The following is a 14,505-nucleotide window of genomic DNA, read 5'->3' as shown; positions in this document are numbered from 1 at the left end:
CGCCTTGCGTGGCGTCCGCTGGAATGTATAGTGTGCACAAAAGGCGTTCAGGCAGAGGCGCCGTGGTGGGAGAGGCGTGATGGCCGGGCAATTGGCCTCGATGTCCGCGTTCGTGACGGGTGCCGGTCAGGGGATCGGTCGGGCGATCTGCCTCGCGTTCGCCGCGGAGGGCGCGCGCGTCGTGGCGGCGAGCCGCACCGCCGCAAAAATGGCGGACCTGCCCGAACACGGCGATATCGAACCCGTCCCCCTCGACCTTGCCGATCCGGATGCGATCACGGCCGTGGTCGCCGCCGCGGGGCGGATCGACATCCTCATCAACTGCGCCGGGATGGTGGCCAACGGCACCGTCCTCGACTGCGACGAAGCAACTTGGGCCGAAAGCTTCGACACCAACGTCACCGCCGCCTTTCGCACGATCCGCGCCGCGCTTCCGGGAATGGTGGAGCGAGGCGACGGCCGCATCGTCAATGTCGCCTCGGTGGCCTCTTCGGTCACGGGAGTGGCGAACCGCTTTGCCTATGGCGCGAGCAAGGCGGCGATGATCGGCCTCACCAAGTCGGTCGCGCGGGATTTCATTCGCGACGGCATCCGCTGCAACGCGCTCTGTCCCGGAACGACGCTTTCCCCCTCGCTGGAGGCGCGCATCGCTGCCGCGCCCGATCCGGCCGAAATGCGGCGCACCTTCGTCGAGCGTCAGCCGATGGGCCGGCTCGGCGCGCCGGAGGAGCTCGCAAATGGCGCGCTCTTCCTCGCCTCCGATGCCTCACGCTTCATGACCGGACAGCTTCTCGTGATCGACGGCGGACAGACACTGTGACGCCGTACCGACATGCGCCCGACGCGGCGCGCGGCGGAGGCCGCATTCGTTCGCTCGCCCGTCCGAGCCGGCCAAGGCCGCCGGCGCCGGGCGAGAAGACTTGCAACAAGAATGGGAGGATACCGATGACACGTTCACTGATCGCGGGCGCGCTCGCGACGTGCCTGATGTCCGGCGCCGCGTTCGCGCAGGACTTTACGCTTCGCTTCAACCACGTTCTCGGCCCGTCCGAGCCCTATCACCAAGGCTTCCTCGCATGGGCCGAGGCGGTCGAAGAGCGCACCGATGGCGGCCTCAAGATCGACGTCTATCATTCCGCCCAGCTCGGCGTCGAAGAGGACATCATCGAGCAAATCCGCCAGGGCGCGAATGTCGGCCAGAACACCGACGCGGCGCGTCTCGGCAACTACGTGCCGGGCATCGCGGTCGTGAACGGCCCCTATTTCGTCAGCTCCAACGAGGACGTCTTCGCGCTCAACGACAGCCCGACCATGCAGGAATGGCAGGACGAACTCGCCGCCCAGCATGGCCTCAAGGTGGTCTGCTTCGACTGGGTGCAGGGGTTCCGCAACTTCTTCCTCAACAAGGAGGCGCGCACCCCGGACGACCTGTCGGGCCAGCGCGTCCGCACGCCGCCGGCCCCGATCTGGCAGGAATCGATCCGCGCTCTCGGCGCCGCGCCGACCGCGATGAATTTCGGCGACGTCTATCCCGGCCTTCAGCAGCGGGCGATCGACGGGGCTGAGCTCACTTATCAGAACATCGTCGCCGGCAACCTCAACGAGGTGTTGAGCACGGCGAACGAGACCAAGCACATCCTCCTCGTGAACTTCCAGGTCGTCTCGTCCGACTGGTTCGACGGTCTGCCGGAGGATTATCAGACCGCGCTCGTCGAGGAATGCCGCACGGCCGGCCAGGCGACGTCCGGCGAGATCGCCGAAAAGCAGGCCGAGGCGAAGGCGCAGCTCCAAGAGGCCGGCATGACGATCGTCGAGGATGTCGACATGGAAGCGTTCCGCGCCGCTGGTGACGCCGCTTATGAGGCGCTCGGCATCGCCGAGGCGAAGGCCACCGTTCAGTCCGAACTCGGGAACTGAGCGATCCATGAGGAGGACGGGTGAGATCTTGCATCGGGCCGAGGCGTTTCTCGCCGCGGTCCTCCTCTTGGCGATGGTCGTGCTGATCTTCGCCGGTGGCGTCGCCCGGATGATGGCGACGCCGCTCAATTGGACCATCGACTTCGCGACCTGCTTCTTCGCATGGGCGACCTTTCTCGCGGCGGACGTCGCCTGGCGGCGGGACGCGCTGATGTCGGTCGATCTCGTGCCGAAGCTCTTGCCCGCGCGGTGGCGGAGCGGGCTTCAGGTGGTGAACGTCGCGCTGATCATCGCCTTTTTGGTGTTTCTGGTCATCGCCGGGGCGTGGCTCACCTGGGTCAGTCGCGGCCGTTCCTTCCAGGGCATCCCCGAAATCAGCTTCTCCTTCGTGACCGCGAGCCTGCCGGTGGGGGCGCTGCTCCTCCTCGTCACGACGATCGGGAAGGCGCGCCGCATGATCGCGGCACCAAGCGAGGCGTCCTGATGCTGCTCGTCGCGATCGCCTTTTGCGTTCTCCTCGTCATCGGGATGCCGGTCGCGTTCGCGATCGGGATTTCCGGGGCGCTCTTCTTCATCCAACATCCGGAATTGCCGTTCACGATCCCCATCCAGCGGACGGTGAGCCAGACGCAGAATTTCGCCCTGCTCGCGATCCCGCTGTTCATCCTCGCCGGCAACCTGATGAACAGGGCGGGCATCACCGAGAAGCTGCTCGACCTCGCGTCGGTGCTGACCGGGCGGCTCAAAGGCGGCCTCGCCCAGGTCTCCGTAACGCTGTCCGCGCTGATGGGCGGCGTGTCGGGCTCGGCGATCGCCGACGCGGCGATGCAGTCGCGTATGCTCGGCGGGCCGATGATCGAGCGCGGTTTCTCGCGCGGCTTCACCGCGGGCATCCTGTCGTTCGGCGCGCTCCTCACGCCGATCGTCCCGCCGGGGATCGGGATGATCCTGTTCGGCACCATCGGCAATGTCTCGATCGGGCGGCTGTTCGCGGCGGGCGTGATCCCGGCGCTCTGCCTGTGGGCCGGGCTCGCTTTTGCGGTGTATTTCACGGCGCATCGGCGCGGCTACAAGGCGGAGCGTCAGACCGCGCCGAGTGCGCGCGAGGTGGGCCGCGCCTTCGGTGGCGGCTTCTGGGCGCTGCTGTTTCCGGTGATGCTCCTCGCGGGGCTGCGCACCGGACTGTTCACGCCGTCCGAGATCGGGGCGTTCGCGGTGGTCTATGCCGTCGTGATCGGGGTCGTCATCTATCGACGGCTCACCAGGTCGGCGTTCGTCGATGCGCTGTCGACGGCGGTGGCCGATGTCGGCGCTGTCATGCTCCTCATCGCCTTCTCGGCCATCTTCACCTACGGGATCGTTCTCGAACGGGTGCCGGAGGTGATCTCCGGGGCGATGCTCAGCGTCACCGATGATCTGTACGGCACGATGATCCTGATGGTGGTGTTCCTGCTCGTCGCCGGTCTCTTCATCGACGCGACGGTGCTGATCATCATGTTGACGCCGATCTTCGTGCCGATCATCCGTCAGCTCGGCGGCGATCCGGTGCATTTCGGCATCGTCTTCATCATCGCGGCGACGATCGGCAACTTCACGCCCCCGGTCGGGGCGGCGATGTACACGGTGTGCTCGATCCTGAAGTGCACCGTGGAGGAGTATACGCGCGAATCGGTCTTCCTGTTCGTCTCGGTGGCCGTGGTCACGCTGCTCCTCGTCTTCGTGCCGGCCGTGGTGCTGTTCCTGCCGAACATGGTTTTCGGCTGAGCGTGCGGGACCGGGAGGCCGTCGGGTCGGCGGTCTCCCGGTCGGCGCGGCGGCGGTCTACTGGGAGAGCGTCGCGGTGAAGCCGCGATAGGCGTTGAGGCCGTAGAGCTCGACCGAAAGCATGTTCAGCTCGACGAGCGGCAGAGACGCGATGGCGGCGCGGGCGCCGTCTTCGTCCGGCGCTTCGATCGTCAGGATCGCGCCGCGGCCGTCGGCGCGGGAGTTGATCTGGCGGAAGACGCCTTCCGCATAAAGTTCGGTGGCGCGGCGGGTTTCGGCGGCGCTGTGGCGGGCGAAATCCTCGGGCTGAAAGCCCTCACGGCGCGTCAGAATGGCGATGAACTGCAGGGGAATCTCCCATGTCTTCTTGTTATGTGGACGGGACGGCGAGCCTTGCACGCGCGAGGAAGGCGGACAAGCCGCCAACCAACCGACGCGCGTCGCGGCCTCATTGAGCCGCCGCGGCCTGTAGCTCGGTGACGAGCGGCACGCCGCACCGCTCCGACATGCGCCGGACATAGGTCGCGACAGGGTCGGGCATTTTGAGATCGGGGACGATGGTGAGGCCGCGCAGGATCGGGAAGAGGAGAATATCGTCGATCGTGGCGCTCTCGTGGTCGGGCAGGATCGGCACGAGATCCGCAAGACCCGCCTCGATCTTCCCGCGTGCCGTATCGGTGGCGGCGAGCAGCGCGGTGAAATCGCCGAATGTCTTCTCCTTCGCCGCGGTGAAATAGGCGCGCGCCGATTCGGTGCGGAATTCGGGGAAGATCGGATCCGGCGTGCGCGGGATGACGAGCGTGTTCGCCGTGTCGATCCAGGTCCCGAGCCAGGCCTTGATCGCCTCGCGCGGCGCACCGTCGAAGAGGCGCGGACCCGCCACCCCGTCGACCTTGGCGACGATGTCGAGGCTTTCCCCCATGAAGCCGTCCGCGTCCTCGAGGATCGGCAGCATCTTCACGCCGATCATCGAGATCGGTCCCGCCTCATCGTCATTGGCGAGAAAAGCGAGGTCGAACGGGATCGCCTTCAGGCCGAAGGGCATGCGGGCGCGGATGCAGAAGGGGCAATGGTCGTAGACGTAGAGCTTCATGGCGTCCTTTCGGGCGGCTGGTCCGGTCGGACCGTCAATCGAGGGGCGGCGACAGCACCGGCAGGCGCTGTTCGAGAAGGCGGGCGGCGTTCATCACGATATCGTCCCGGAAGCGCGCGGCGACGAGCTGGACGCCGACCGGCAGGCCCGACCCGTCGAGGCCGCAGGGGACGGTGGCGGCGGGCTGCTGCGTGATGTTGAACGGGTAGGTGAAGGGTGTCCAATCCATCCAACGCCGGTAAGGACCGCCGTCCGGCACGTCACGGCCCGCGGCGAAGGGGGCGATCGGCATCGTCGGCGTGACGAGGAGATCGAACGTCTCGTGGAAGGCGGCCATGTGGGCGCGAAGGGCCATGCGGTCCTCCTCCGCGGCCATATAGTCGGACAGGGTGAGCCGCGCGCCGTCTTCCGCGATGGCGCGAAAGCCGGGATCGACCCTGTCGCGCTCGGCCGGATCGATACGGCCGAGGAGCCGCGCCGCGCCGGCGGACCAGAAGGTGTTGAAGACGTCCTGCGGGTCGGCGAAGCCGGGATCGACCATGACGATCTCGGCCCCGAGCCCCTGCAGCGCCTCGACCGCCGCGTCGACCGCCGCGACGATGTCCGGCGCGACGGAGACATAGCCGAGATCGCGGCTATAGCCGATGCGCAGGCCGGCGAGGTCGGCCGGCGGCGGTGCCGTCCAGTCGATGGTGCAGGGGAGGCCGGCATAGCCGTCGCGCGGGTCGGGCCTCGCGAGGATCGTCATCATCAACGCGGCGTCGGTGGCCGAGCGCGTCATCGGGCCGAGATGGGAGAGCGTCGTCATCGCGCTCGCCGGCCATTGGGGGATATAGCCGAAGGTGGGTTTCAGCCCGAACGTGCCGGTGAAGGCGCCTGGAATGCGGATCGAACCGCCGGCGTCGCTCCCCTGATGGAGGAGGCCGAGGCCGAGCGCGGCGGCGATGCCGGCCCCGCCGGACGAGCCGCCGGGCGTCAGATCCTTGTTCCAGGGATTGCGGGCGATCCCGTAGCGCGGGCTGTCGGTCACGCCCTTCCAGCCGAACTCGGGCGAGGTCGTCTTGCCGATGGTGATCGCCCCGGCCTCGCGAAGATGCGCCGCGATCGGCGCGTCGTCGTCCCAGGGCGGGCCGACGGGGGTGGTGGCGGAGCCTTTATAAGTCGGCAATCCGCGCGTCAGCGTCAGATCCTTGATCGTCACCGGAACGCCGTCGAGCGGCCCGATCGGCCGTCCCGCCTGCCAACGCGCCTCCGATGCGCTCGCCGCGGCAAGCGCCCCCTCGGCGTCGACATGGGAGAAGGCGTTGAACACCGGATCGAGACCGTTCGATGCGGGAGAGAATGTCGCGCGCGAGTTCGACCGGCGACAGCGCGCGGGCGGTGAAGAGGGCGATCGCCTCGGTGGCGCGCAATTCGCTGAGCGTGCTGGGAGTGGGCTCGGGCATGTCACCTCGCGTTGCCGGGCCTGGAAGGGACGTTGGATCCTAAAGCGATCCGCTTCGCGAGCTCCAGGGGGGTGAGGGCGGCGATGGCCGGTTCGCCGGCGCCGGGGATCGCGTGAATGCGAACGTGCGCCGCCAACTCCCGTCACTGATTCCGGCCAAAAAAACAGGAAAATTGCGACACGGCCATTCGCATTAGAGATTTGATCGAACCGTTAAATGACCTGCTGTTTCTCGGATATATTCGTCTACAGATAGCAAGAGGGCGGTCATGCAACGCCCATTGACGCCACGTGTGGAAACCAGCACCATCCGGTCATCAAAAGAAAAAATCGCCGACGTTCCGATGTCGGTTTTCATGGATGGGAGGATATCTATGCAGAAGCGCCTTTTCATGGCGGCCGTTGCGGCCGCCTTCACCGCGACGCTGAGCTACGCCCCGGCCCACGCCCAGGCGCAGAACGATAAAGTCCTCGCCTTCGTCACCAACGCTGCCGCCGATTTCTGGACGATCGGCCGCCGTGGTGTCGAAAAGGCCGGTCAGGAGCTCGACGGTTACACCACCGAAATGCACGTCGTCTCGGAGGCGACCGCCGCCGAACAGCGCCGCATCATCGACGACCTCCTGACCCGCGGCGTCGCCGGCATCACGGTGAGCGTCATCGACCCGGCGAACAGCCGCGATCTCCTCAACCGCGTCGCCGAGCAAGCCGTCCTCTTCACGTCCGACAGTGACGCGCCCGACACCAAGCGCATGCTCTATGTCGGCACGGACAATGTCGCCGCCGGCGAGCAGGCGGGCGAGTTGATCAAGAAAGCGCTGCCCGACGGCGGCGACATCATGCTCTTCGTCGGCACGATGGGCGCGGCGAACGCGCAAGAGCGCGTGCAGGGCATCCGCAACGTGCTCGAAGGCGGCAACATCAACATCATCGACATCCGCACCGACGAGGTGGATTTCGCCCGCGCCAAGCGGAACGTCGAAGACACGCTGACGACCTATCCCGACATCGACGGCCTCGTCGGCCTGTGGTCCTACAACACGCCGCAGATCGTGGAAGCGGTCCGCGCGGCCGGCAAGACCGGACAGGTCAAGGTCATCGGCTTCGACGAAGATCCCGTGACGCTGCGCGGCATCGCCGACGGCATCGTCGAGGCGACGGTGGTCCAGCAGCCGTTCGAGTTCGGCTATCAGTCGATGATCAACATGGCGAAGGTGATCGAGGGCGACACCTCGATGATCCCCGATGACGGCCTGATGATCATCCCGACGAAGGTGATCGACGCCTCGAATGTCGAGGAGTTCCGCAAGGAGATGCAGGCGCTCCTGTCCCAATAACCACGCGAGAACCGAAGCGTCCGAGGCGGCTTGCGGGCCGTCTCGGCGACGCGTGGGGGAAACCGTGACGACACCCTTCCTGACGCTCACCAATATCGGCAAGACCTATCCCGGCGTGACGGCCCTTGCCGGCGTCTCGTTCGAGATCGCGCCGGGCGAGGTCGTCGGCCTCATCGGCGAGAACGGCGCCGGCAAGTCGACGATGATGAAGATCCTCGGCGGCGTCGCAACGCCCGATAGCGGCACGATCGAGATCGACGGCACGCAGCACACCGCACTCACCGTGCCGCAGTCGATGGCAGCCCGCATCGCCTTCGTCCACCAGGAGCTCAACCTCTTCGACAATCTCGACGTCGCGGCGAACATCTATATCGGCCGTGAGCCGAAGACCGGCGGCCCGCTCCGCCTCATCGACCGGCAGAAGCTGCGCATCATGGTGCACCCGCTTCTCGAACGGCTGAAGGTGGATTTCGGCCCGCGCACCCCGGTGGCGGATCTGTCGATCGCCCAGCGGCAGATGGTGGAAATCGCGAAGGCCCTGTCGCTCGACGCCCGCCTCATCATCATGGACGAGCCGACCTCGAGCCTCACCGTCTCCGAGACCGAGCGCCTTCTCGGCGTGATCGAGGAGCTGAAGAGCCACGGCGTCGCCGTCATCTACATCACCCACCGCCTCAACGAGGTCGAGGCGTGCGCCGACCGCGTCGTCTGCCTGCGCGATGGGCGTCTCGCCGGCGTCCTGCAGCGCGACGAGATCGAGCACGATGCGATGATCCGCCTGATGATCGGGCGTGACCTCAAGGCCCTCTACACCCCGCCGGCCCGCCCGCCGAGCCGGGGCGCCGAAATCCGCGGCCTCGTGTCGAGCCCGTTTCCCGACCGCGCCGTCGATCTCGATATCCAGCGCGGCGAAATTTTGGGCCTCGCCGGCCTCGTCGGCTCCGGCCGCACCGAGCTCGCGCGGACGATCTTCGGCATCGATCCGCCGCTCGGCGGCACCGTCACGCTCGACGGCGACCCCGTCACGGTCTCCCATCCGCGTGAGGCGATCGCGCAGGGGATCTATCTCGTCCCCGAGGATCGCAAGCAATCCGGCCTCATCATCGAGTTTCCGATCCGCGTCAACGTCACTCTCGCCGACGTCGAGCATTATGCCGAGCGTGGGCTGATCCGCCGGCGCGGCGAGACGGAGACCGCGGAGCGGCAGAAGAAGCGGCTCAACATCCGCGCCCCGTCGGTCGAGACCAAGGTCGTCACCCTGTCGGGCGGCAATCAGCAGAAGGTCGTCCTCGCGAAGTGGCTCTCGATGCAGCCCTCGCTGATGATCTTCGACGAGCCGACGCGCGGGATCGATGTCGGCGCGAAGGCGGAGATCTACACCGTCCTGCGCGAGCTCGCCGATGCCGGGGTCGCCGTCCTGATGATCTCCAGCGACATGGAGGAGGTGATCGGCGTCTCCGACCGCATCGCCGTGATGCACGAGGGGCAGATCAGCGGAATCCTCACCGATCGCGCGACATTCACCGAGGAGAACGTCCTCGAACTCGCGGTCAATGCGCCGGCCCACGCGGCCGCTTAACGAGTAAAGGCACCATGCAGAAGAAAGACCTCGGCCTCTTCGTGCTGATCCTGATCGTCGGCGGCATCACCGCGATCCTCAATCCGGTGTTCTTGTCGCCCGTCAATCTCGGCAACATGGCCAACCTCGTGGGGCTCTTCGGCATCTTCTCGATCGGCATCGGCGTCGTCATCATGACGGGCGGCATCGATCTTTCGGTCGGCTCGATGTTCGCGCTGATCGGTGTGATCTTCATCGACCTTCTCGCCAATGTCGGCTTGCCCTGGCCGCTCTGCGTCCTCGTCGCGATCCTTTGCGGCGTGGCGTTCGGCACGATCCACGGCATCCTCGTCACCCGCTTCAACGTGCAACCCTTCGTTGTGACCTTGTGCGGTCTCCTCATCTATCGCGGGATCGCGCGCTATTACATGAACGATGCCACGATCGGCTTCGGCTATGGCGGCGGCTTCGACACGCTGGAATGGCTCGCCTCTGGCCGCAGTTTCGGCGTGCCGCACACCTTCATCGCCTTCGTGATCATCGCGCTCGTGATGGGGGTGGTCGTCCACCGATCGGTGTTCGGCCGCTATCTCTTCGCCGTCGGCAAGAACGAGGAGGCGGCGCGTTATTCCGGCATCTCGAGCGGCATCGTCATCGCCTCGGCCTACATCATCTCGGGCGCGCTCGCGGGGCTCGCGGCGATCTTCCTCGCCTTTTACACCTACTCGGTCCAACCCTCCGCACATGGCAGCTTCTATGAGCTTTACGGCATCGCCGCGGCGGTCCTCGGCGGATGCTCGTTGCGGGGCGGCGAAGGGTCGATCATGGGCATCGTGCTCGGGACGGTGCTCCTTCAGGTGCTGCAGAATCTCGTGAACCTTCTCGGCATTCCGACATCGTTGAATTTCGCGGTGATGGGCACGGTGATCCTGCTCGGTGTCCTCACCGATCAGCAGCTCCAGAGCCGAAGGGCGCGGCGCCTCGCGGTGCGCGCCCACAAGGCCAAGCAGGGCGGCGCGGCCGATCCCGTCCCGTCCTGATGAAGGCGGGCTCGGAGCGCCGCCAGCCGCGCCGCCCGCGTGGGGGTGCGGCCGGGGGCGTCATGGCCCGCACGCAACGCGGCGGTCAGGCGCGTGCCGGCTCGCCGAGCTGCGCCGTGTCCCGGAAATAGACGTGAAGGTCGGCGACCACCTGCGCCCCGTCGCCGACCGCCGCCGCCACCCGCTTCGTCGATCCGGCCCGGACGTCGCCGATCGCGTAGACGCCATCGCGGCATGTTGCGAGCGGCGAGGGGGCGCCGGACCGAACGCCGGTGAGGATGAAGCCCCGATCGTCGAACGCGACGCCGGTTCCGGCGAGCCAGCCGGTGCGCGGCTCGGCACCGATGAAGAGAAAGAGATGCCGCGCGTCGATCGCCCCCTCGCGGCCATCCTTCGCCCGCCAGCGCACCGCCGACAGGGTGCCGTCCACCCCTTCGACCGCGCTGAGCTCGGTTCGCGTGAGCACATTGACGTTCGGCTGGCTCTCGATCCGGTCCACGAGATATTGCGACATCGAGGAGGCAAGGTCCGGCCCGCGGACGAGGACGTGCACCCGCGTCGCCTTGCTCGCGAGATAGACGATCGCCTGCCCGGCCGAATTGCCCGCGCCGACGAGGACGACGTCGTGCCCATAACAGAGCCGCCCCTCGATCGGAGAGGCCCAATAATGCACGCAGCCGCCTTCGAACTCGTCGAGACGCTGCACGGCGAGGTGGCGATAATCCACCCCGTTGGCGACGACGACCGCGCGGGCCTCGACCGTGCCGCCGCTCGCGAGGCGGAGCGTCTTCGTGCCGCCGGCCCGCTCGTCGAGCCCGACGACCTCTTCCGGAATGGCGAACTCGACGCCGAATTTCTGGGCCTGATTGTAGGCGCGCGCGGTGAGGGCGAGGCCGCTGATCCCGGTCGGAAAGCCGAAATAATTCTCGATCCGCGCCGACGCGCCGGCCTGTCCGCCAAAGGCGCGGCAATCGAGGACGATCGTCGAGAGCCCTTCCGAGGCAGCATAGACCGCGGCGGCGAGTCCGGCCGGTCCGGCGCCGACGATCGCGACGTCATAGAGGTGGGGCTCGGCGCTGCGGGTGAGGAGGCCGATACACCGCGCGAGGTCGTACTCGCTCGGATTGCGCAGAATATCGCCGCTCGGGCACAGCACGATCGGCATGTCCCCCGGATCGACGGCGAACTGGCGCAGGACGGCGCCCGCCTCGGCGTCGGTGTCGGGATCGAGCGTCCGATGCGGGTGCCCGTTGCGGCGCAGAAACCCCGTGAGGCGGACGACGTCGCCCCCATCGGCGCGCCCGATGATGATCGGCCCGCCGGCTCCCATCTCGATCAGATTGACCCGGCGCAGGATCAGCGCGCGCATGATCGTCTCGCCGAGTTCGGCCTCGGCGATGAGGACCGCGCGCAGCCGGTCGGGCTCGATGCGGATCAGCTCCACATCGGTGGTGGCGGTTGCGTCGAACAAAGAGGGGCGTCCGCGGAGCTGGGCAAGCTCGCCGACAAAGTCGCCGTTGGAATGGTTGACCAGCGTCTCGCACACATCCCCGTTGCGGCGCGAGATCGCGACGATCCCCGACACGACGACGGCGAGGCCGTGCCCGGTCTCCCCCATCGAGACAATGGTGTCGCCGGCATCGAAATGGACCGCCGTGCCGAAGCGGCGGAGGCGGTCGATCTCGTCGCTGGAGAGTTTGGGATAGCGCTGCGCAAGGCGCGTGTCGGAGGCGGGATAGAGGGGTTCGCTCATCGATCCTATCCTCGTATGGGCTCGTGGGATCGCCGCCCGCTCGCAGCGCGAGGGGCAGGGCCGTCCACGGCGCTGCTTCTATATCATGCGTCCGGGTGTTCGGCGTCCGCCCCGTCGGTGGGGGTGGCGGCCGCCTCGCCGGTCCTGCGCGTCTTCCAAGGACGAGGCCGATTGCGGACAGCGACGCGTTTGTCCGAATCCTCGAAATGTGCGTGCGAAGCCGCCCGAGCGCTGGACCTTGAATGGTCCGAGGGTTGCATCAAACGGGATTTGCGAGCATCGCAGAGACGGATCGGACGATCGCCCGTCTTGGCGAACCCGAGGAGACATGGATGCGCATCGCCGTGACGGTCGCGGCCGTGATCTGGATCTTGATCACGGCACGGGACGTCCTTCAACCGCTGGCCGTCGGGCTGTTGTTCTGGCTGGTTCTCAGTGCTTCGACCCGCAAGATCACGAGCCTTCTGCCCGCCCGTTTCCGTCGCGGCAAGACGATGGTGCGCATCATCGGTGCCTCGAGCGTGGTGATCATCCTTCTGACGCTCGGCGTCTTCGTCGCGGAGAACATTGCCCAGCTTCACGCCAACCGGGCGATCTATGAGCAGAACCTCGACCACTGGCTCGAAATGGGCGGCGACATGATCGGTCTCACCGAGCATATGAGCGTGTCCGAACTGCTCGGCCGGATCGAGCTGACGAGTTTCGCACTGTCGATCGCCGGATCGACCGCCGCCTATCTCGGCGCGCTGATGGGGGTGCTCGTCTACGTCGTCTTTATCTTCGTGGAGGTGGAGGCGATGGACAAGAAAATCGCCGCCTTCGCCGGCGAGCCGGTCCGTGAGCGCCATATCCGGCGCTTCATGAGCACCGTGAAGCACGGTGTCGACGATTTTCTCGGCGTTCAGGTCTTCGTCGGGATGCTCCAGGCGGTGCCGACCTATGTGCTGCTGGCGCTCCTCGGGGTCGATGCGCCGCTGTTCTGGTCGGTCCTCGTCCTGCTTTTTTCCTTCATTCCGACGATCGGCACCCTGTTCGGCATCGCGCTGCCCACCGCGATGACGCTGCTGCAATTCGGAACGCTGGAGCCCGTGCTGATCGTCGGTGTGGTGCTCGGGATCGTGCAGATCACCTGCAGCAATGTCATCCTCACCCAGATGATGAGCAAATCGCTCAATCTGAGCCCGCTGGTGGTGCTGTTCGCCGTCTTCGCGGGCGGCGCGGTGTGGGGCATCACCGGCGCGCTGATCGCCGTGCCGGTGCTCACCATCATCGCCATCGTCTGTGCCGAGCGGGAGGAATGGCGACCGGTCGCGATCGCCCTGTCGTCCGACGGGAGCCTGCCGCCGCGCCTCACCGACGCCGAACTCGACGCGCTCGCCGATCAGAGCGCCGGCGGGGACACCGGCGACGCGCTCCCTATTCGTTGACGAGGAGGATGCGGTTTCCGCCGACGATGCGGGCCGGCACGAGGGTGATCTCCAGAAGGACGTTGCGAACCCCGTCGACCGGGTTGTCTGGATCCTCGTCGAGGTCGCCGGTGCTGCCGAGATAGCGGCCGATGAGCTGCACCACCTCCGGCGCCTGGGCGAAGGTCGAATGTTGCAGCGAATCGCCGTCGTGCACCCGCGTCACGTCGACCGCGTTGACGCCGAGCTCGGCCAGCTTCTCGGGATCGGTGTTGCCGGCGCGGCTGACCCCGCCGGCGATGCTGCGCGATAGCGCAAGGGCGCGGTCGTTGGCGGACGTCATCACATATATCGGCGGATCGCGCATCGGCAGCGGGGCGAGCTGCCGGCGGAAGAGGTCGATGTCGATATCGGGCGCGGCGAGCATGACGCTGCCGACGCGCTTGGTGGTCTTGAAATGGCCGAGAAGCGCCATCTGACGCAGCGATTCCACGACGAGAAGATTGCCCATCGAGTGCGCGAGGAGGTCGAACGAGGTCGCGTTCGTCTCGCGCAGCGCCTGCATCGTCGAAATCAGCGAGTCGCGCGACTGGAGGGCACTGTTCATGTCGTAAACATAGTCGATGGTGCGGCCGCGCGAGGGCCAGCTGAAGAGCACCGGGATCCCCGGATAGTGGCTGTCATAGGCGAATTGCGCGGTGCGCGTGACGGCGGACGGGAAGTCCGTGTTGAACCCGTGTACGAAGAGGAGAACGTTGCGCTTGCTCGCCGGTCGGTTCGCGAGGTCCTTGTTGATCGAAGCGACGAATTCGGCCTGCGTGCCGAAAACCTCGGCGCTGACGACCACGAAATGCTGACGCGGGTCGGGCGGAAGGGTGGAGGCGCGCGTCACCTCGCCGATCGGCCGGTTCGGCGGGACGGAGACGACGAGGCGCGCATAGGACACCGAGTCGCTGCGTTCGCCCGAGAACAGGAGGCGGGGGTTGTCGGACTGGGCCCGGCTGGTCGCGACATAGACCGGCACCATATGCGCGCCCGGCACGTTGGCTGCCTGCAACGCGATACCGTCGACGCCGATGATCGCGGCCGGGGGGCCGCCGCACGCCGCGAGGCCGAGAAGCAACAGACATACGATTACGCGCACAAACACCCACCTTCCGGAGCGCGACCTCCGGCCTTTCCAACTGGCTCTC

General features: G+C 66.7%; 13 protein-coding genes. 8 read left to right on the top strand and 5 right to left on the bottom strand.

The genetic code is table 11. The features are described from left to right. Positions 1 to 79: 79 nt before the first annotated feature. The 4 genes from L1787_RS09805 (at position 80) to L1787_RS09790 (ending at position 3,681) form a co-directional block, all read left to right on the top strand. Positions 80 to 820 (top strand): SDR family oxidoreductase, encoded by a 741-nt coding sequence (locus L1787_RS09805; RefSeq protein ID WP_235708623.1) that lies wholly within the window; start codon positions 80 to 82, stop codon positions 818 to 820. A gap of 125 nt (positions 821 to 945) precedes the next feature. Continuing rightward, positions 946 to 1,917: a C4-dicarboxylate TRAP transporter substrate-binding protein gene (locus L1787_RS09800; protein ID WP_235708622.1), complete on the top strand. Its 972-nt coding sequence runs from the start codon at positions 946 to 948 to the stop codon at positions 1,915 to 1,917. Between the two features lie 7 nt (positions 1,918 to 1,924). Next, complete coding sequence (locus L1787_RS09795; RefSeq protein WP_235708621.1) at positions 1,925 to 2,401, top strand: TRAP transporter small permease; 477 nt, start codon at positions 1,925 to 1,927, stop codon at positions 2,399 to 2,401. Beyond that, a complete protein-coding gene (locus L1787_RS09790) occupies positions 2,401 to 3,681 on the top strand; it encodes a TRAP transporter large permease (protein ID WP_235708620.1) in 1,281 nt (426 codons plus the stop codon). Before L1787_RS09795 ends, L1787_RS09790 begins: the two co-directional genes overlap by 1 nt. 57 nt (positions 3,682 to 3,738) lie before the next feature. Here the strand turns inward: L1787_RS09790 and L1787_RS09785 are convergent, their stop codons facing one another. The 3 genes from L1787_RS09785 to L1787_RS09775 are packed head-to-tail and all read right to left on the bottom strand — an operon-like array spanning position 3,739 to position 6,086. Next, positions 3,739 to 4,080, bottom strand: coding sequence for a hypothetical protein (locus L1787_RS09785; protein WP_235708619.1), 342 nt, complete (start codon positions 4,078 to 4,080; stop codon positions 3,739 to 3,741). 49 nt (positions 4,081 to 4,129) lie between these two features. Beyond that, the gene (gene grxB, locus L1787_RS09780) at positions 4,130 to 4,774 is read right to left on the bottom strand and encodes a glutaredoxin 2 (RefSeq protein ID WP_235708618.1); all 645 of its coding nucleotides are present in this window, start codon (positions 4,772 to 4,774) and stop codon (positions 4,130 to 4,132) included. Positions 4,775 to 4,808: 34 nt separating this feature from the next. Beyond that, a complete protein-coding gene (locus L1787_RS09775; protein ID WP_235708617.1) occupies positions 4,809 to 6,086 on the bottom strand; it encodes an amidase in 1,278 nt (425 codons plus the stop codon). Positions 6,087 to 6,592: 506 nt separating this feature from the next. Here L1787_RS09775 and L1787_RS09770 point away from each other — a divergent pair. From L1787_RS09770 to L1787_RS09760, 3 genes are all read left to right on the top strand, one after another. Further along, the gene (locus tag L1787_RS09770; RefSeq protein WP_235708616.1) at positions 6,593 to 7,555 is read left to right on the top strand and encodes a sugar-binding protein; all 963 of its coding nucleotides are present in this window, start codon (positions 6,593 to 6,595) and stop codon (positions 7,553 to 7,555) included. Between the two features lie 64 nt (positions 7,556 to 7,619). Further along, positions 7,620 to 9,134 (top strand): sugar ABC transporter ATP-binding protein, encoded by a 1,515-nt coding sequence (locus L1787_RS09765; RefSeq protein ID WP_235708615.1) that lies wholly within the window; start codon positions 7,620 to 7,622, stop codon positions 9,132 to 9,134. 14 nt (positions 9,135 to 9,148) lie between these two features. After that, on the top strand, positions 9,149 to 10,153 hold the full coding sequence (locus L1787_RS09760; protein ID WP_235708614.1) for an ABC transporter permease: 1,005 nt from the start codon (positions 9,149 to 9,151) through the stop codon (positions 10,151 to 10,153). An 85-nt stretch (positions 10,154 to 10,238) separates the two neighbouring features. Here L1787_RS09760 and L1787_RS09755 read toward each other — a convergent pair whose 3' ends face one another. Next, positions 10,239 to 11,906, bottom strand: coding sequence for an FAD-dependent oxidoreductase (locus L1787_RS09755; protein WP_235708613.1), 1,668 nt, complete (start codon positions 11,904 to 11,906; stop codon positions 10,239 to 10,241). A gap of 332 nt (positions 11,907 to 12,238) precedes the next feature. Here L1787_RS09755 and L1787_RS09750 point away from each other — a divergent pair, with 332 nt between their 5' ends. Next, the gene (locus tag L1787_RS09750) at positions 12,239 to 13,333 is read left to right on the top strand and encodes an AI-2E family transporter (RefSeq protein WP_235708612.1); all 1,095 of its coding nucleotides are present in this window, start codon (positions 12,239 to 12,241) and stop codon (positions 13,331 to 13,333) included. On the opposite strand, the gene L1787_RS09745 is transcribed toward L1787_RS09750, so the two are convergent. Continuing rightward, positions 13,323 to 14,456 carry an alpha/beta hydrolase gene (locus L1787_RS09745; protein WP_235708611.1) on the bottom strand — a complete coding sequence of 378 codons (1,134 nt, stop codon included), beginning with the start codon at positions 14,454 to 14,456 and terminating at the stop codon, positions 13,323 to 13,325. The genes L1787_RS09750 and L1787_RS09745 overlap by 11 nt on opposite strands. Positions 14,457 to 14,505 lie beyond the last annotated feature (49 nt).

It is taken from the genome of Acuticoccus kalidii (assembly GCF_021556395.1).
GTDB classification, from domain to species: Bacteria; Pseudomonadota; Alphaproteobacteria; order Rhizobiales; family Amorphaceae; genus Acuticoccus; species Acuticoccus kalidii.
Note: the sequence above shows the minus strand (reverse complement) of the source record. Positions and strands in the feature narration are given on the sequence as shown.